Annotated in this window: 16 protein-coding genes; 11 read left to right on the forward strand and 5 right to left on the reverse strand. The window is 42.2% G+C overall.

All coding sequences use genetic code 11. The annotated features are described in order from the left end of the window. Window positions 1-10: 10 nt before the first annotated feature. The 7 genes from OFN67_RS07755 to OFN67_RS07785 all read left to right on the forward strand — a co-directional run bounded on the left by OFN67_RS07755 (window position 11) and on the right by OFN67_RS07785 (window position 7,045). Window positions 11-2,302, forward strand: a complete 2,292-nt coding sequence (locus tag OFN67_RS07755; RefSeq protein ID WP_270868858.1) for a helicase HerA domain-containing protein — start codon at window positions 11-13, stop codon at window positions 2,300-2,302. Window positions 2,303-2,310: 8 nt separating this feature from the next. Further along, window positions 2,311-2,955 carry a glycerol-3-phosphate 1-O-acyltransferase PlsY gene (gene plsY, locus OFN67_RS07760; protein WP_270868857.1) on the forward strand — a complete coding sequence of 215 codons (645 nt, stop codon included), beginning with the start codon at window positions 2,311-2,313 and terminating at the stop codon, window positions 2,953-2,955. Then, a complete protein-coding gene (locus tag OFN67_RS07765) occupies window positions 2,952-3,269 on the forward strand; it encodes a dihydroneopterin aldolase (protein WP_270866595.1) in 318 nt (105 codons plus the stop codon). Before plsY ends, OFN67_RS07765 begins: the two co-directional genes overlap by 4 nt. Window positions 3,270-3,345: 76 nt before the next feature. After that, window positions 3,346-4,017 (forward strand): homeostatic response regulator transcription factor HsrA, encoded by a 672-nt coding sequence (hsrA, locus tag OFN67_RS07770; RefSeq protein WP_270859722.1) that lies wholly within the window; start codon window positions 3,346-3,348, stop codon window positions 4,015-4,017. A 38-nt stretch (window positions 4,018-4,055) separates the two neighbouring features. After that, window positions 4,056-5,276, forward strand: a complete 1,221-nt coding sequence (locus OFN67_RS07775; RefSeq protein WP_270859721.1) for a sensor histidine kinase — start codon at window positions 4,056-4,058, stop codon at window positions 5,274-5,276. An 81-nt stretch (window positions 5,277-5,357) separates the two neighbouring features. Then, entirely contained in the window at window positions 5,358-5,603 is a 246-nt protein-coding gene (locus OFN67_RS07780) for a YfhL family 4Fe-4S dicluster ferredoxin (protein ID WP_270859720.1), read from the forward strand. Then, window positions 5,603-7,045 carry a Ppx/GppA phosphatase family protein gene (locus tag OFN67_RS07785; RefSeq protein ID WP_270868856.1) on the forward strand — a complete coding sequence of 481 codons (1,443 nt, stop codon included), beginning with the start codon at window positions 5,603-5,605 and terminating at the stop codon, window positions 7,043-7,045. Before OFN67_RS07780 ends, OFN67_RS07785 begins: the two co-directional genes overlap by 1 nt. Before the next feature lie 41 nt (window positions 7,046-7,086). Here OFN67_RS07785 and OFN67_RS07790 read toward each other — a convergent pair whose 3' ends face one another. From OFN67_RS07790 to OFN67_RS07800, 3 genes are read right to left on the reverse strand one after another with little or no spacing between them, the layout of a single operon-like run. Then, a complete protein-coding gene (locus OFN67_RS07790; protein WP_270868916.1) occupies window positions 7,087-7,383 on the reverse strand; it encodes a metal-sulfur cluster assembly factor in 297 nt (98 codons plus the stop codon). After that, the gene (locus OFN67_RS07795; protein WP_270868855.1) at window positions 7,373-8,557 is read right to left on the reverse strand and encodes a peptidase M50; all 1,185 of its coding nucleotides are present in this window, start codon (window positions 8,555-8,557) and stop codon (window positions 7,373-7,375) included. The genes OFN67_RS07790 and OFN67_RS07795 overlap by 11 nt, the downstream gene beginning before the upstream one ends. Before the next feature lie 3 nt (window positions 8,558-8,560). After that, window positions 8,561-8,905, reverse strand: coding sequence for a hypothetical protein (locus OFN67_RS07800; RefSeq protein WP_270868854.1), 345 nt, complete (start codon window positions 8,903-8,905; stop codon window positions 8,561-8,563). 141 nt (window positions 8,906-9,046) lie between these two features. Between OFN67_RS07800 and polA the strand changes: the two genes are divergently transcribed. Continuing rightward, window positions 9,047-11,677: a DNA polymerase I gene (polA, locus tag OFN67_RS07805; RefSeq protein WP_270868853.1), complete on the forward strand. Its 2,631-nt coding sequence runs from the start codon at window positions 9,047-9,049 to the stop codon at window positions 11,675-11,677. Window positions 11,678-12,054: 377 nt separating this feature from the next. On the opposite strand, the gene OFN67_RS07810 is transcribed toward polA, so the two are convergent. Together OFN67_RS07810 and OFN67_RS07815 are read right to left on the reverse strand one after the other, a co-directional pair. Beyond that, window positions 12,055-12,978: a DMT family transporter gene (locus OFN67_RS07810; RefSeq protein ID WP_270868852.1), complete on the reverse strand. Its 924-nt coding sequence runs from the start codon at window positions 12,976-12,978 to the stop codon at window positions 12,055-12,057. 2 nt (window positions 12,979-12,980) lie between these two features. Then, window positions 12,981-13,886, reverse strand: coding sequence for a DMT family transporter (locus OFN67_RS07815; RefSeq protein WP_270868851.1), 906 nt, complete (start codon window positions 13,884-13,886; stop codon window positions 12,981-12,983). A 98-nt stretch (window positions 13,887-13,984) separates the two neighbouring features. Between OFN67_RS07815 and der the strand changes: the two genes are divergently transcribed. From der to trpS, 3 genes are read left to right on the forward strand one after another with little or no spacing between them, the layout of a single operon-like run. Continuing rightward, window positions 13,985-15,394: a ribosome biogenesis GTPase Der gene (gene der, locus OFN67_RS07820; protein ID WP_270868850.1), complete on the forward strand. Its 1,410-nt coding sequence runs from the start codon at window positions 13,985-13,987 to the stop codon at window positions 15,392-15,394. Further along, window positions 15,391-15,918, forward strand: a complete 528-nt coding sequence (locus OFN67_RS07825) for a shikimate kinase (protein ID WP_270868849.1) — start codon at window positions 15,391-15,393, stop codon at window positions 15,916-15,918. Before der ends, OFN67_RS07825 begins: the two co-directional genes overlap by 4 nt. Next, window positions 15,915-16,910: a tryptophan--tRNA ligase gene (gene trpS / locus OFN67_RS07830; protein ID WP_270868848.1), complete on the forward strand. Its 996-nt coding sequence runs from the start codon at window positions 15,915-15,917 to the stop codon at window positions 16,908-16,910. Before OFN67_RS07825 ends, trpS begins: the two co-directional genes overlap by 4 nt. Window positions 16,911-17,055 lie beyond the last annotated feature (145 nt).

The raw sequence follows: 17,055 nt of genomic DNA on the forward strand, positions 1-17,055 counted from the left end.
AGGAAAATTTATGAAAACTTTGCAAGAAAATTTGAAGCTTTTTTATTTGGGGCTCGAAAATTCTGAGCCGTATTTGTATAAAAACAAAGATCTCACAACCCACGCGCTAATCATCGGTATGACCGGCAGTGGTAAGACAGGGCTTGGAATCACGCTTTTAGAAGAGGCTGCGATTGATAATATCCCGTCTATCATCATCGATCCAAAGGGCGATTTGACAAATTTAGCTCTTACATTTCCAAATATGAGCGCGCAGGATTTTTTGCCTTATATCGACGAAACGGAGGCTGCGAATAAAGGTCTTAGCGTGGAGCAAATGGCGAGCGAGACCGCGCAAATGTGGCGAAATGGCATAGAAAATTCTTACCAAAATTTAGACAGAGTCGAGCTACTTAAAAACAGCGTCGAGTTTAAAATTTACACGCCAAAATCAAGCGCTGGGCTAGGAGTTAGCCTGCTTAGCGACTTTGAAGCACCGAAAAATTTAAACGATGAGGATATGAATAATTATATCTGCGGTATTGCTTCTAGCGTGCTTAGCCTAGCTGGTATTACTAGCGATAATCTAAGCTCGCCAGAATTTTTGCTGATTTCTCAAATTTTTAGTTCAAATTTCAGCGAGGGCAGGGGCGTGAGCGTGGTCGATCTCATCAACCAAATCATCACTCCGCCATTTGATAAAATCGGCGTTTTTGATGTGAATAACTTCTTTCCTAGCGACAAACGCATGGCGCTAGCTATGAAAATTAACGCCCTAATCGCAAGCCCAAGTTTTAAGCTTTGGTGCGAGGGCGAGAGGCTAGATATCGCAAAAATGCTATTTGATGAGAGTGGCAAGGCTAGGGCGAATATCTTTTGTATCTCGCATTTAAATGACGATGAGAGAATGTTTTTCGTAACCTTGCTTTTAAACGAAATGGTTAATTGGATGCGCCAAACGCAAGGCACTAGCGCACTTAGAGCGATTTTGTATATGGACGAGATTTATGGATTTTTCCCGCCAAATGGCAATCCGCCGTCAAAAACCCCTATGCTAACCCTGCTAAAACAAGCGCGCGCTTTTGGGCTAGGCTGCGTTCTTAGCACGCAAAACCCTGTGGATTTGGATTACAAAGGCCTTAGCAATATCGGCACTTGGTTTATCGGTCGTCTCCAAACCGCCCAAGATAAAGAGCGAGTGATCGGCGGGCTTAGCGGAATTGGCTCAAATCCTGTGGATAAATCTGCGCTAATGGAGCAAATCTCAAACCTCAAAAAGCGAAATTTCTTAGTCAAAAATATCAACGAAGATAGCCTAAAAACGATAGAAACTCGCTTTGCACTTAGCTATTTAAAAGGCCCTTTAAGCAACGAGCAAATTTCAAATTTAATGAGCGAAAAAAAGGGCGCACCAGGCGCGAATAGCACTGGAAACAAAGTAAAAAGTGCAAGCAGTGCCAAACCAATCGTATCAAATGAAATTTCGCAAATTTACAGCTACGGCGCCTCTCGCGAGCTAAGTCCGTATTTATACGCCACAGCTAAGGTGCGCTATGCTGACAAAGAGGGCGAATACACGAGGGATTACGCGTATTTGCTTGATATCTCAGATGCTAGCGAGATTAACTGGGACGAGGCGAGCGACCGCGCTATCGATAATATACGAAGCGATGAGTTAGAGGATTCGTCGTATTGCGCTTTGCCAAGCTTTATTGCTAGTGCGAAAAATTTCGCCACTTTTATTCGCAATTTCAAAGACTGGGTTTATCGTAACCAAAGGCTAGAATTATACAGCGCGCTTGATATGCACAGCACGCCAGATGAGAGCAAAGAGGAATTTTATCAAAGACTGCAAGATAAGGCAAATGAAATTTTAGAGCAAAAAACAGATGAAATTCTAGCTAAATTTGAAAAAGAAAAATCTACGCTTCAAACCCGCATAAACCGCGCCGAAGAGAAGCTAGAAAAAGAAAAAAGCGATGTTACTAGCCAAGGAATTAATGCAGCCCTTAGCATAGGAAGCGCGATACTAGGCTCGCTTTTTGGCAGATCGCGCGCTAGTGCGACTACGATTAGCAAAACCGTAAGTGGCGTGCGAAACGCTCACCGCGTGCTAACCCAGCGCAACGAAGCCAAAAATGCAGAAGCTAGCGTAGATGAGCTATACTCGCAAATGCAGGCTCTGCAAGAGAGATTTGATGAGCAAATCGCGCAGTTAAAAGAGAGCTTGGATCTCAAAAATATCGAGCTTGGCGTAGTGTCGCTGGCTCCGAAAAAGACAGATATTTATGATGAAAAAATTTCGATTTTGTGGAAGAGTTAGGGTAAAAAATGATATTAGATGTGGTTTTAGGACTTTTTAAAGCGCCAAATTTTTGGTGCTATTTAATAGCGTATTTACTAGGAGCTGTGCCGTTTGGCTTGCTCATTGGCAAATACTTTGGCAAGGTTGATATTAAATCTGCTGGAAGTGGCTCGATAGGGGCTACAAATGTCTTGCGAGTGCTTAAAGAAACAGACCCCAAAAAGGCTAAAATTTTAGCGATTTTAACCGTGGTTTGCGACGCTTTAAAGGGCGTGGTGCCGATTTTGGTGGCGAGGGCTATGGGTTTTGATGAAAATGTGCTTTGGGGCATGGCTGTGTTTGCTGTGGTGGGGCATTGTTTTTCGCCATACCTTGGATTTAGCGGTGGCAAGGGCGTAGCCACGGGAGCTGGCGTGCTAGCATGCTTCGTGCCAATCGAGCTAATCATCGCGCTTGTTGTTTGGTTTATTGTGGGCAAAGTGCTTAAAATTTCGTCCGTAGCCTCGCTATCAGCGGCACTGGCGTTAATTGTGGCTAGCTACATACTCCACGCAGATATGCCAGCAATCCACACTCACGCGCCGATTTTTATCATAGTTTTTATCGTCTTTTACAAACATATTCCAAATATCGCAAGACTGCTTCGTGGCGAGGAAAAACGGGTAATATGATTCGGGTTTTGATTGAGGATTTGAAATTCGACGCGATTGTTGGAATTTTGGATTTCGAAAGAGAAAAAAAACAAGAAATTTTAGTAAGCGCAAAATTTGGCGCAGATGAATTTATAGACTATGCCAAGGCTTGCGAATTTATAAAATTTAGCTTTGAGAGGGAGAAATTTTTGCTCGTCGAAGACGCGCTAAATTTCTTCGCCCAAAGCTTTAAAACCCAGTATAAAAGCCTGAATTACTTCTATATGAAAATTTACAAAACCCAAATTTTAGCTGACGCAAAAGTCGGCGCGCAAATCGAAATAAATTTTTAAAATTTCTTTAAAAAAACTTGAATTTTGGCTTAAAATATGCTACAATCACGCCAAATTTTATTACGAAGGAAAATCAATGAGAATTTTAATTGTCGAAGATGAAGTTACTCTAAACAAAACTATCGCCGAGGGTTTGGCGGAGTTTGGTTACCAAACAGACAGTTCAGAAAGCTTTAAAGACGCTGAATATTACATAGGCATACGAAATTACGATTTAGTTTTGACAGACTGGATGTTACCAGATGGCAGTGGCGTCGATTTAATCAACATTATAAAACAAAAATTCGCTCGCACAGCAGTCGTCGTGCTATCTGCAAAAGACGATAAAGAAAGCGAGATAAAAGCCCTAAAAGCAGGCGCAGATGATTATATCAAAAAACCATTTGATTTCGATGTTTTGGTTGCCCGCCTTGAAGCTAGACTTAGATTTGGTGGCTCAAATATCATCAAAATCGACGATCTTATCATTGACCCAGATGAGGAAAAAATCACATATCTTGGCCAAGAAATCGAGCTAAAAGGCAAACCTTTCGAGGTGCTAACTCACCTAGCTCGCCACTCAGACCAAATCGTAAGCAAAGAGCAACTACTTGATGCTATTTGGGAAGAGCCAGAGCTAGTAACCCCAAATGTAATCGAGGTCGCAATCAACCAAATCCGCCAAAAAATGGATAAACCACTAAATATTTCTACAATCGAGACAGTTCGTCGTCGCGGATATAGATTTTGCTTTCCACAAAAAGCCTAAGAACCCGTTTCATAATCCAATTAGCATCTGCTTCGGCGATGCTAATTTTGATTTTTTCCGTAATGCTTTATAACTACATAAGGATTACGATTTTCGAAAATTCAGTCCATGGACTTTTAGTAAGGGCTGAAAATATCACAAAACTGCCAAAAATTCCAGTCGAAAAAATCCCAGAGTATCTGCCAGACCCCAAAGGCGAGTTTATCACGAGTTTCGTTTATGGCGAGAAAATCACCAAGCCTAAATTTTACGAGAGCCAAGAGGGTGAAAGCAATTTTTTGACCCTTCAATACCCATATAGCAACGAGGAAATTTTGCAGATCAAAACCGATGTAACGGTCTATGCAAATATCGCAAATCAGATACTTGTGGATATTATTATCCTAAATTTGACAATGATATTTTTGATAATTTTTTACGCTATGTTTCTATCGCGCACGCTTTTGATGCCAATTAAAGTAATCTCGCAAAAGCTAGCCAGTCTTGATGAGAAATTCCTAGCCCCGCTTGATATGGAGAGGTGCGAGAGCGAATTTCGCCCGATTTTGACAAACATAAACCGCCTAATCGATAGAATTCAGACCTTCATAATGTATCAAAAAGAGCTATTTATCGGTATCGCGCACGAGCTAAAAACCCCGCTAGCAGTGATGAAAACCAAAAACGAAGTAACGCTCATAAAGCCAAGAGAGGCGGAAAAATACATCGAGGCGCTCCAAAACAACAACAAATCAATCGACGATATGAACAAAATGATAATCTCGATTTTAGAGATCGGTCGCCAAGAGGGCGCGCAGTTTGAGAGCCCAGAGCAGCTTGATATCGTGCAGTATCTAGGCGAGCTGTGCGTGAATTTTAAAATTTTGGCTAGAAACGAAAAAAAAGATGTCGTAAGCAAAATTTCGCCAAAATCCCTAGAAGTGAGTATCCAAAAAAACCTTTTTATGCACATTATCCAAAATTTCGTCCAAAACGCGATTAAATTTTCCCCAGAGGGCGAAGTAATCGAGGTTTTCAGTGAAATTTCGGGCGATTATTTTATCGTGCGCGTAGAAAATTTGGGCGAGAGTATTGATGAAAGTCAGGACTTTTTCGCGCCGTTTAAACGCAAGGGCGGCAAGCCTGGCGCTGGGCTTGGGCTGTTTTTAGCCAAAAACGCCGCGCAGGCTATGGGCGCATCTGTGAGCCTTAAAAATTCGCCCGCCAAAGATAAGATTGTAGCGACCCTTACAATTCCGCTAAAAAATCTCAAAAAATAGCGCAAATTTGGTAGTTTTTAAAATAAAATTAAAAGTTTTTAGTGTATAAATGCACTAATTTTTTTTGTAAAGGTTAAATTTATGTCTTTGATGATTACAGACGAGTGTATCAGTTGCGATGCGTGTCGCGAAGAGTGCCCAAATGAGGCGATTTTCGAGGACGAGCCGACATATATGATTGATTCAGATAGGTGCTGCGAGTGCGTGGATCAATACTCAGAACCAGCCTGCATCGTAGTCTGCCCTGTCGAGTGTATCACATACGATCCTGATAATATCGAAACCGAGGGTGAGCTTAAATACAAACACGCTCACATGGATTATTAATGCCAAAACGCGTTGGAGTGATTGATTTAGGCTCAAATTCTGCCAGATTAGTGATTTTTGAGCGAACGAGCAGATTTGGGTTTTTTATCCTTGCAGAGCACAAAATCAAAGTCCGCCTAGGCGAGGGCGCGTATGAAAACGGCGGAGTTTTGCAACCAGCGGCTATGCAAAAATGCCTTGACGCGTTTGTGGAATTCAAAGAATTGCTCCAAAAATACGGCGCCAAAAGGGTGCTTTGCGTAGGCACTTCTGCACTGCGCGACGCTCCAAATGGGGGCGAGTTTATCAAGCTAGTTTTTAAAAAAACCAAAATCGCAATCCGCAAAATAGATGGCGAGAGTGAGGCATATTTTGGAGGATACGCCGCACACAACCTCCTTAGCGATTTTAAAGATGGCGTGAGCGTGGATATCGGCGGAGGCTCGACTGAGCTTGCGCGCATTAAAAATGGTAAAATCGAGGCCAAAATTTCGCTAAATTTAGGCACCGTTCGCCTAAAAGAGCTATTTTTTGACAAAGGCGATATGGCCGGGCTATATGGCTATATAAATGAGGCAATCAGCGCGGTTGGCGATGAATTTGCCAGCTCAAATTTAATCGCTATGGGCGGTTCGGCAAGAGCGCTAAGCAATGCCATAATGGCGATTGAGAATTATCCGATTAAAATCGTGCATAATTACTGCTACGATTACGAAAAATACGCGCCGTTTTTTAGCAAATTAATCGGCGCCAAAACCCTAGAACTAGCCAAATTTCCGATAAAAAAAGAGCGTTATGATACGATTAGAGAGGGTGCGATAATTTTTAGCGAGATTGCTAAAAAAATCGGCGCAAAAAGCGTGATTACAAGCGGTGTGGGCGTGCGAGAGGGTGTGTTTTTGGGCTCGATTTTGCACGGGGCAAATTTGCCAAAGAATTTCAACCCAAGCCTAAAAAGTCTGCAAGATAGATTTGCTAGCGAAAGCTCGCACGCAGACAAGTTCGCCAAAGCCCTTTTTAGCGTGCTTTTCTCGCTTCACAAGCTAGAAGATAGATACATTGGCCCGCTTTGCTATGCCGCCAAACTTTGCGAGATTGGCGCAAGGCTCGGCTTTTATGCCAAACACGAAAGCGCAGCTTCCATGGTGCTAAATGGGCTAAACTACCGCACGAGCCACGAGCAAAAAGCCCTAATCGCGGCGATTATCGCAATGCACGGCAAGCCAAATTTAAGCCCAAATTTTGCAAATTTAAGCGAAATTTTACCGGGCGAGCGAACATTAGCGTGGCTTAGCTTTTTGTGCGAATTTGCTAGGATTTTAAACGAAAACGCCCTTAAAAATTTGGAGTTTAAATTCGAAAATTTAACCCTGCAAATCGCGGGCGCAAAAAACAAATTAATGCTTAAAGACAGCCTGCGCAAACTCCCAAAACCAGCTGTTTTTGCGATAAATTTTATATAAATTTAACACCAAATTTAACAAATTTGAAGGTTATAAAACCTTCAAATTTTTCCAAGCGCTTTTTTGACATGATCTTGCGCCATTTCGATATTCCACGCTGGTTCCCACACTAGCTCGATTTGGACATTTTTTACGCCATCTACGCTACTTGCGCCATTTCTTACCCACTCTATCATCATTTCGTGTAACGGGCATGAGCGAGTCGATAGGGTCATTGTGATTGTGGCGTTTTGGTGTTCATCAACGCTAACGCCATAAATTAATCCTAGACTTACCACATCAAATCCAACCTCAGGGTCGATTACAGCGCGAAGTGCAGTGTAGATTTTATCCTTTATCTTTTCCATTTTCTACTCCAAATTTAGTGTATTTAAAGACATTTATTATGTTTATTGCGACAAAAATGATACTTAGTGCTTGAAAAATAAGCGCAAACGCTGTGATTTTAAATACGATAAAAACAAGTGCGATTATGTTTGCAAATATCGCAAAATAGGCCAAATTTTTGATAATCATATCTTCAAGTAGTGGAATTTTGCCTTTGCCCACATAAGGCGATACATAATGATACCAGATCAAAAACGGCGCAATTTTATACAAATGAGCACAGATAAATGCGTATAAAAATCCGTAACATAGGCAAAAAATCGCACTTTGGGTTTTATCAAAATTCCATAAGCAAAATCCCAAAACAAGCGCTACTAGTGACAAAAATATATTTGCGCTCCAATAATCAATTTTACGCCTTACTCGCTTTGATAAAATGTAGATAATTTGCGCCCCAAAAATCGCAAATGCCAAAGCACAAAGATAAATTCCAAAATCAAAATTTACAAAAAATATGCAAATCAAATAGAGCAAACCAGAAATTTTAGCTGGTAAAAAACTCAAATCATGTGCTAAGCTAAACATCGGCAAAAGCACGCACCCAGCGCCAACGATGACGAAAAATACAAATCCACACATAAAGTATATATGATAAGCCAAAACTCTACTAAAATCAGCCTCGCTCGCCCCAGTTACTACAAGAACTAGCAAAAATCCGAGTATTATGCCTATGATAAGGTAGATTGATGAGATTATTAGCGCAATACTTGGTGTTTTGTATGATTTTGCCTTAACAAAGCTAAGCGCATAGTTTGTGCCAAAAAACAGCAAAGATAGCATCGCTATACCGCCACCTGCGTGCAAAAGTGGTAGTTTTTCTAAAAACATGCCAAGAGACAAAATCGCAACCGAGCCAGCAAATACAAAAAGATTTGCAAAGGCAAATTTAGTGCTGAAAAATTTATTTTCTATGATGACAGAGGTTAGCTGATAAAGTGCGCCAATAATGATACTAAGGGCAAAACCTAGTAAAAATATATGAAAAAACGAAGCAGTTTTTAGGCTGGTTAGTCCATAAAAATCGGCGTTATAAAAGCCAAAAATGCTAAGGACTAAAAACACTAGCCCACAAATAAAATATCCACCAACTATGCGAAATGGTGGCGAAAATGTGGTAAAGTTCATATTCTATCCGTGGCAAGAGACATTTGTATCCAAATCACCGCTACTTGCGCCGTCTTTTAGGCTAAATACGATCTTAACGCCACCGCTAGGTAAATCTTGCCTTTCGTAATCAAATTTAGCTTCGATTTTTGGGATTAAGCCTATTGGAAATTTGTGATTTACCATAACTACTTTTGTATTTTTGTCTTTTACTAAATTCAGAGCTACAAGCCCATTTATCATAGGTTCTGGTGGGACACAAGAGCGCGAATCAAAGCCAATAAATTCGCAATTATCTTTGTTTGTGCGATAAAATTTCACACTTGCGCCTTCTGGGTTAAATTCTTCCCAATCTTTGAAAAAATCCATGAAATATCCTTTCTTTGAAAATGATAGATTATATCGATATTTTGAAATTTAGTGATTGAGATAAATCAAGTTTTATTTTAAAATTTGCAAAATTTAGCCAAATTTCACTACACTACGCAAAATCAAAATTTAAGGAAATGTATGAAAACTATCACGATTATCGACACTTTTGGCTTTTTTTTCCGTCTGTATTATGCGATGAGTAGCTTAAAGACCAAAGGTGGCAAGCCAAGTGGCATGGTGAGCGGATTTGCGAATTTTATCGCAAATTTGGAGCGAGAGTTCAAAAGCGATTATATAATTTTCGCCCTTGATAGCAAGGGCAAGACCTTTCGCTCAGATATTGACCCAAACTACAAAACAAACCGCCAAACCCCGCCGGACGCTCTTTTGGCACAGCTTCCGGTTTGCATAGAAATGATAGAGAAAATGGGCTTTTGCACAGCGCAAAAAGAGGGCTATGAGGCCGATGACTTGATAGCAAGCGTGGTCAAAGCCTATCGCGACACGCACAAAATCAATATCGTAACTAGCGACAAAGACCTTTATCAGCTAATCGGTGGTGAGACGCGCATTTATAGCCATGCTAAAAAAATGCTTTATGGCCGCGATGAGTGCTATGAAAAATACGGCGTCTATCCCGAGCAAATCATTGATTTTTTGGCTATTTGTGGCGACAGCGCAGATAATATCCCAGGCGTAAAAGGCATAGGCGAAAAGGGGGCGAAAAAACTGCTTGATGAGTGGGGGAGTTTGGAGAGGATTTACGAAAATATCGAGCTTTTGCCACCAAACAAACAGCGCGAGTATCTCATCGCCTCTAAAAACGAAGCTTTTATGAGCCAAAAGCTTGCCACGCTTTGCGATGAGGTCGAAATTTCGCCACTGCAAAACGCCGTTTTTCCCGAGCAAAATCCGCTTCATAAAATCAAAGAAATTTTGCGCGAATACGAGCTACACAAACTTCTTTCTGCGCTCGAAAACGAGGGCGATAAAAGCGAAGAGAGCCTAGCTTTTAAGCCAGTGTGTGTGAGGGACGAGAGCGAGCTAGCGCGCCTTTGCGATGGCATTAGCGAGGATACTATCGTGGCATTTGATACCGAAACCACTGGGCTAGATAGCAAAAACGCCAAAATCGTGGGCTTTTCGTTTTGTTTCAACGAGCAAAGGGCGTATTATGTGCCACTTACGCATAATTACTTAGGTGTAGGCGAGCAAATTTCGCTAAATTCGGCGAAAATGGTGATTGAGCGGATTTTTTCTGGCTTTGTCGTGGGGCAAAATTTAAAATACGATTTTAATATCATAGAGCAAAATTTCGGCATAAAACCGCCACGCAAATTCGCTGATACGATGATTTTAGCGTGGCTCATAAATCCTAGCGAGAGCGTGGGTATGGATAATTTAGCTAAGCGGTATTTTGACTATGACACGATTAAATTTGAAAATATTGTTGCCAAAGGCGAGACTTTTGCGAGTTTGGAGTTTGATGAGGCCACGAAATACGCAGCCGAAGATGCGTGGATAACTTTGAAATTTTATTTTAAATTTCAAAATTTACTCTCGTCAGAGTTGCTAAATTTGGCAAAAACGCTAGAATTCCCATTTGTGCGTGTTTTGCGCGATATGGAAAATGCAGGAATTAAAATTTCAAAGCCGAATTTAAGCGAGCTGATTTCTCGCAACGAAAGCGCGCTTAGGGTGCTGACAAACGAAATTTACGAGCTTAGTGGCGAGAGTTTTAACATAAACTCCACAAAACAGCTTGGCGTGGTGCTTTTCGAGCATTTGGGTTTGCCGTGCCAAAAAAAGACCAAAACAGGTTACAGCACCGATGAGAGCGTGCTTGCTGGGCTCATCAACGCTCACCCAGTAATCGAAAAAATCCTAGCTTATCGCGAGCTTTACAAGCTTCAAAGCACCTATTGTGAGCCACTTTACGCCCTTGCGAAGAAAAACGAAAATAGCAGAATTTACTCAAATTTCATGCAAACAGGCACCAGCACTGGCAGGCTATCCTCCAAAAACCCAAATTTGCAAAATATCCCCGCGCGTGGGGCTTTGGCGAAGGATATGCGAAACTGCTTCATCGCGCAGGAGGGGTATAGCCTGCTTTCGCTGGATTATTCGCAAATCGAGCTTAGACTTTTGGCGCATTTTAGCAAGGATCCTGCGCTTTTGCAGGCATTTGCGGCGGGCGAGGACATACATTCGCGCACTGCAATCAGCATTTTTGGGGATAGCGAACCCGCACACAGGGCGATTGCAAAGAGTATAAATTTTGGCTTGATTTATGGCATGGGGGCAAGCAAACTAGCGCAAAATTTGCAAATTCCGCGAAATGAGGCCAAGGGCTATATCGAGCGATATTTCGCCTCGTTTGCGACGATTAAGGAGTTTTTGGAGGGGCTAAAAAACAGCGCCAAAAACGACGGATTTATCACTACGCTTTTTGGGCGCAGGCGGTATTTTGATTTCGCCAATGCTTCGCCAATGCTTCTAGCCACTTATGAGCGAGAGGCGGTAAATACGAAGTTTCAAGGCTCGGCAGCGGACATTATCAAAAAGGCTATGGTTGAGATTTCGCCGCATTTAAGCGCGGAGGCAAGGCTAGTTTTGCAAATCCACGATGAGCTGATTTTCGAGGTAAAAAGCGAGTATGCACAGGAATTTGGCGCGAAAATTAGGGAAATCATGCAAAATGTCGTGAATTTAAATGTCCCGCTCGTCACAAGCCTAGATATCGCTACTAGCTGGGGCGAGTTGAAGTAAATTTTCAAATTTTGCAAAATTTTATTTATAAGCGCAATTGCAAAGAATTTTGCGTAAGCAAAATTCCATAAAATAAATGCGTGCATAGCACGCCACAGTATGGGCGTCGGCCTGGTGGGGGGTGCGGGGGCGGGCGGCCCTCGCAACTCTGAGCACCGCCCCCGCATAAAAAGATTAGACTTTAAAAATCCTAGCGGATTGCAATTATTAAAAAATTGAAATTCAAGGAAATTTAAAATTCTGCTATTTACCCTGCCTTTAATTTTAGCTTTGTAGATTGCTTCGGCGTTATCACGCCTCGCAATGACACTTAGTGGCAAAATTTCGGGTGCAGTATCCAAGCTTGCGGACAGCGGAATTTTAAAATTCGGCTAAATTTAGCGTTCTCTTGCGATTAAAATTCCGCTTACGATGACGACCAAAATCCCCAAAAATGCCATTAAATTCGGCAAGCTATCCCCTAGCATGACGCCTAAAATCAGCGTAAAGATAATGTCTGTGTAGCTAATCGCAGCCGCAACGCCGGCCTTTTTGGAGGCTGCGTAAGAGCGCGTCATGTATTTTTGGAAATAAATTCCGCTAATTCCTAGCAATGCGACCAAAACCCAGCCAAAGAGATTTGGCATGTTAAAATAGGCAAATTTGCTTAAATTCGCGCTCGAAATCACGCCTAAAATTTCAATCTCGCCTCCCCTTAGCGCAAATTCAGCGCACATTAGCGCAGAGCTTACAAGCGCAGCACCAAAGACGAAAACTAGGATTATGATATCCGTGGCGTAGTATTTGCGAAGCTCCCTGACGCTGGTGTATGCTAGACCCGCGCACATACCGCCAAAAACGCCGATGATATCAGTCGGCGCAATGCTAATGTGAGGCTGGATAACGAGCAAAATCCCGCCAAAACCGAGCATTATGGCGCACCAGCCTTTAAAGCTCAGCTTTTCGCCTAGGAAAAACGACGAGAAAAGTGCGGTGAAAATCGGGGCTGTTTTTTGGAAGGTAAAAGCCGTGCCAAGCTCGATGTGAGCGATATTATAAAAGGTCGCTATAATCCCGCAACTGCCGATAAATGCACGAAAAAAAAGTAGCCACGGCTTCCCGCCCACGCCGAAATTTTTTAGCCTTTTTAGCGAGATTAGCACAATAGCCAGCCCTACGGCGTTTCTGAAAAACACGATTTCTACGCTACTCATTTGCTCTGCCATGACCTTGGCTAGCGCCCCATTTAGCGCGAAATAAAAGCTAGCGATTAGCATATAATACACGCCTAAATTTTTAAGCCAAAATTTAGAATAACCCAAAATTATCTCCTATTTGCGATCAAAATTCCAGCCGCAATTATCAGCGCGATTCCGCAAAGTGCGGTGAAATTTGGGAGCATATCTCCCAAAGCTAGCCCAAAAATCATCGAAAAAATAATATCCGTGTAGCTTAGTGTGGCGACGATCCCTGCCTTTCTGGTAGCGGCGTAGGCTTTGGTGAGATAGGACTGATAATACAGCCCGCAAATGCCCAAAATCGCGCCAATTCCCCAGCCCATGAGATCTGGCATGACAAATTTGCTAATCATAAAATTTAGCGCAGGAATTTCGATAAATTCGGCAATCACCATGAAAAGTATCGGCATTAGCGTGCCTGCAAGTAGGGCTGAGAGTATGATTACATTTGCGCTGTAATACTTGCGCAGCTCCCTGACAGCCGTGAGCGCAATCGCGGCAAACAGACCGCTTAAAATCCCAAAAATATGTCCAGCGTGAATTCCAAAGTGAGGCTGTATCACTAAAACGATACCCACAAAGCCCAAAAATACGGCAAACCAGCCAAATTTGGATAATTTTTCTTTTAGCGCAAAATATGCAATCACAGCGATAAAAATCGGCGCTGTTTTTTGGAAGGTAAAGGCCTCGCCTAGGCTTAGTTGCGTAAGGTTGTAAAAAAACACGATTAAGCCCAAAATCCCGATAACTCCGCGCGTAGCAAGCATCCACGGATGTCCGCCGCGGCTTGGTTGTGCTTGAATTTTGCGATTTTTGCGCATAATGTATAAAATGATAAAAAGGGCTAATAAATTTCGAAACAGCACGACCTCGATGGCTGGGATTTGCATGGCCAAAATTTTAGCAAATGTCCCTGCAATGGAGTTGTAAAAGCATGCAAGCAACATATAATAAATGCTTAAATGGTGCAATAAAAAGCTGTTGTATTTCAAAATTTGACCCCTCAAAAAAGCCTATAATTATAGCTGTTTTTAAATTTTGATTTACTTAATAAAATTTGGCTATAATGAGAAAAATCAAAGGAAGTATTATGAAAACAGTGATGATAATAGGGCGCCCAAATGTGGGGAAATCAAGCCTTTTTAACCGCTTCGCAAACGCTAGAATTGCCATTACTAGCGAGGTTTCAGGCACCACGAGGGATACGAATAAAATCGCCGTGCAAATTTATGATAGAAATGCGATGATAGTCGATTCTGGCGGACTTGACGATACGAGCGAGCTTTTTGCGCGCGTGCAGGCAAAAACCCTAGCCGAGGCGCAAAATGCGGATATTATTCTTTTTATGGTCGATGGCAAACTGCTCCCGGACGAGCAGGATCGCAAAATTTTCTTTTCTTTGCAAAAGCTAGGCAAACCGATAGTTTTGCTCGTAAATAAAGTAGATAGCAAAAAAGATGAAGAGCGAAGCTGGGAATTTAACGAATTTGGCGCGCAGATGTTTGCGCTATCTGTCAGCCATAATGTCGGTATTGACGAGCTTAGGGATTGGATTTATACTCACTTAGATCCTGCGCCTGTGCGAGGGGACGAGAGCGAGGATTTCGATGATTTTTTAGAAAATTTTGACGATAATGGCGAAATCAAAGAGAGCGATGAGAGCGAGTATTACGAGAATAAAACCATAAATGTAGGTATCATCGGGCGGGTAAATGTGGGCAAATCTAGCCTTTTAAACGCCCTTGTGAAAAACGAACGCTCGGTGGTAAGCAGTGTGGCTGGCACGACGATAGATCCTGTCAATGAAAGCTATGAATTTGAGGGCAGAAGGTTTGAGTTTGTGGATACTGCTGGTATCAGAAAGCGCGGTAAAATCGAGGGAATAGAGAGGTTTGCGCTAAATAGAACGGAGAAAATTTTAGAAAATTCAGACATTGCGCTTTTGGTTTTGGACTCTTCTGAGCCATTTAGCGAGCTAGATGAGCGTATAGCTGGGCTTGCGGCTAAATTTGAGCTAGGCGTGATAATAGTGCTAAATAAATGGGACAAAAGCGAGGCCGAATTTGACGCTATGGTGCGCGATTTGCGCGATAAATTTAAATTTCTAGCTTACGCGCCGGTTATTAGTGTAAGCGCGCTTGGTGGCAAACGCATACACAAGCTCTACCCGCTGATTTTGCAGGTTTATAAAAATTACACGCAAAAGATAAAAACCGCTCATTTAAATGCGCTAATCGAAGAAGCGACCAAAGCTCACCCGCTTCCGCATGATAAGGGTAAGAGCGTAAAAATCTACTATGCGGCGCAGTTTGGTTTCGCTCCGCCTAAAATCGCGCTTGTGATGAATCGTCCGCGCGCGCTACATTTTAGCTATAAACGCTATTTGGCGAACAAACTTAGAGAGAAATTTGATTTAAGCGGGACGCCTTTGGTCATAATCCCTAAAAATCGCGGAAATGACGATGAGGGCGAGGCAAATTTGAAAAAAGGGCAAAAATGAGCGCAAAAAATATAATCTTAATCGGCTTTATGGGCGTTGGCAAGGGGACTTTCGCGCGCGCTTTGGCTGGGGCTAGCGGGCGCTTTGCGATAGATTGCGACGATATGATCGAAAGCTACGCAAACAAAAAAATTCGCAAAATTTTCGAGGAGCAGGGCGAGGTTGAATTTCGCAAAATAGAGAAAAAACTCGCTAAATTTTTGGAAAAAAATGTAAGCGGCGCGATAATTTCGAGCGGTGGCGGGTTTTATGCTGTTAAAAATTTAAACAAAATTGGCACCGTAATCTACCTAAAATCGAGCTTCGATGCGATAATTAAGCGCATAAATTCTAGCCAAAACGCTAGCAAAAAAATCGCAAAACGACCACTTTTAGCTGATTTGAAAAAGGCGCGCGCCCTGCATGAGCAAAGGGATAAAAAATACAGCGCCAAGGCCGATTATATCGTAAATGTAGAGAAAAATTCGCAAAAAGAAGTTATCGAAAAATTATTAAAAATTATCAAAAAAGAGGTTAAAAAATGAGTGAAAAATCTAAAATTTCAAATCCACGCACGCTAACTGGGCTTCAACCCTCAGGCAGGCTACATTTGGGGAATTATTTTGCCAGCATTAAGCAAATGGTAGATGCGCAAAATGCAGGCGAGGAGCTGTTTTTGTTCATCGCAAACTACCACGCGCTCACCTCTGTTAGCGAGGGTGCGAAGCTTAAAGAGAGCACTTATGAGGCGGCTGCGGCGTTTTTGTCTTTGGGAATCGATCCAGAAAAATCGACATTTTGGGTGCAAAGCGATGTGAAAGAGGTTTTGGAGCTTTACTGGATACTTAGCGGATACACGCCAATGGGGCTATTAGAGCGCGCTCACGCTTACAAAGACAAGGTCGCAAAGGGCTTTGAGAGCAAGCACGATTTGTTTTCATACCCTGTGCTAATGGCGGCTGATATTTTGCTATACGACGCTACGAGCGTGCCTGTGGGCAAAGATCAAATTCAGCATGTCGAAATCGCGCGTGATATCGCTTTGAAATTTAACAACGCGCATGGCGAAATTTTAACCCTGCCAAGCGCTAGAATCAGCGAAAATGTCGCAATAGTCCCTGGCACGGACGGCGCAAAAATGAGCAAAAGCTACGGAAATACGATTGATATTTTTTCTTCGCCAAAGGAGCAAAAAAAGCAAATCGGCTCGATTGTTACGACATCTGAGCCGCTCGAAGCGCCAAAACAGTGGCAAAACTGCAATGTTTATAATATAGCAAAACTCTTTTTAGACGAAGCAGGACAAAAAGCCTTGCAAGCTCGATATGAGCGTGGTGGCGAGGGGCACGGACACTTTAAGATGTATCTTGGCGAGCTTATGAGTGAGTATTTCGGACAGGCGCGCGAAAAATACGCTGAGTTGCTAGCTGATAAGAAAAAGCTAGATGAAATTTTGGCTTATGGTGCGCAAAAGGCGCAAAAAATCGCAAGTGAAAAAATGCGCTTAATACGCGAAAGTGTGGGGATTTTTAGATAAATTTTAGTTAAATTTCGCCAAGCAAAATTTGGCGAAATTTATAAATTTTGCAAAATTTTAAATCCTCCCCCTTCATTTAATCTCTTTTTAAGCAACCCTTGAATATAATCCACTTTCCGTTTTTGAAATCTAACTTCTGTTATTT

This window comes from Campylobacter sp. JMF_11 EL3, assembly GCF_027736965.1.
In the GTDB taxonomy this organism is placed as follows: domain Bacteria; phylum Campylobacterota; class Campylobacteria; order Campylobacterales; family Campylobacteraceae; genus Campylobacter_B.

Bases quoted from the DNA above. Each gene is read 5' to 3' on its own strand.
- der (WP_270868850.1), top strand. From the start codon at position 13,985: ATGAAAACAGTGATGATAATAGGGCGCCCAAATGTGGGGAAATCAAGC.
- OFN67_RS07780 (WP_270859720.1), top strand. From the start codon at position 5,358: ATGTCTTTGATGATTACAGACGAGTGTATCAGTTGCGATGCGTGTCGC.
- OFN67_RS07825 (WP_270868849.1), top strand. From the start codon at position 15,391: ATGAGCGCAAAAAATATAATCTTAATCGGCTTTATGGGCGTTGGCAAG.
- OFN67_RS07755 (WP_270868858.1), top strand. From the start codon at position 11: ATGAAAACTTTGCAAGAAAATTTGAAGCTTTTTTATTTGGGGCTCGAA.
- OFN67_RS07800 (WP_270868854.1), bottom strand. From the start codon at position 8,905: ATGGATTTTTTCAAAGATTGGGAAGAATTTAACCCAGAAGGCGCAAGT.
- hsrA (WP_270859722.1), top strand. From the start codon at position 3,346: ATGAGAATTTTAATTGTCGAAGATGAAGTTACTCTAAACAAAACTATC.
- OFN67_RS07775 (WP_270859721.1), top strand. From the start codon at position 4,056: ATGCTAATTTTGATTTTTTCCGTAATGCTTTATAACTACATAAGGATT.
- OFN67_RS07785 (WP_270868856.1), top strand. From the start codon at position 5,603: ATGCCAAAACGCGTTGGAGTGATTGATTTAGGCTCAAATTCTGCCAGA.
- plsY (WP_270868857.1), top strand. From the start codon at position 2,311: ATGATATTAGATGTGGTTTTAGGACTTTTTAAAGCGCCAAATTTTTGG.
- OFN67_RS07795 (WP_270868855.1), bottom strand. From the start codon at position 8,557: ATGAACTTTACCACATTTTCGCCACCATTTCGCATAGTTGGTGGATAT.
- polA (WP_270868853.1), top strand. From the start codon at position 9,047: ATGAAAACTATCACGATTATCGACACTTTTGGCTTTTTTTTCCGTCTG.
- trpS (WP_270868848.1), top strand. From the start codon at position 15,915: ATGAGTGAAAAATCTAAAATTTCAAATCCACGCACGCTAACTGGGCTT.
- OFN67_RS07765 (WP_270866595.1), top strand. From the start codon at position 2,952: ATGATTCGGGTTTTGATTGAGGATTTGAAATTCGACGCGATTGTTGGA.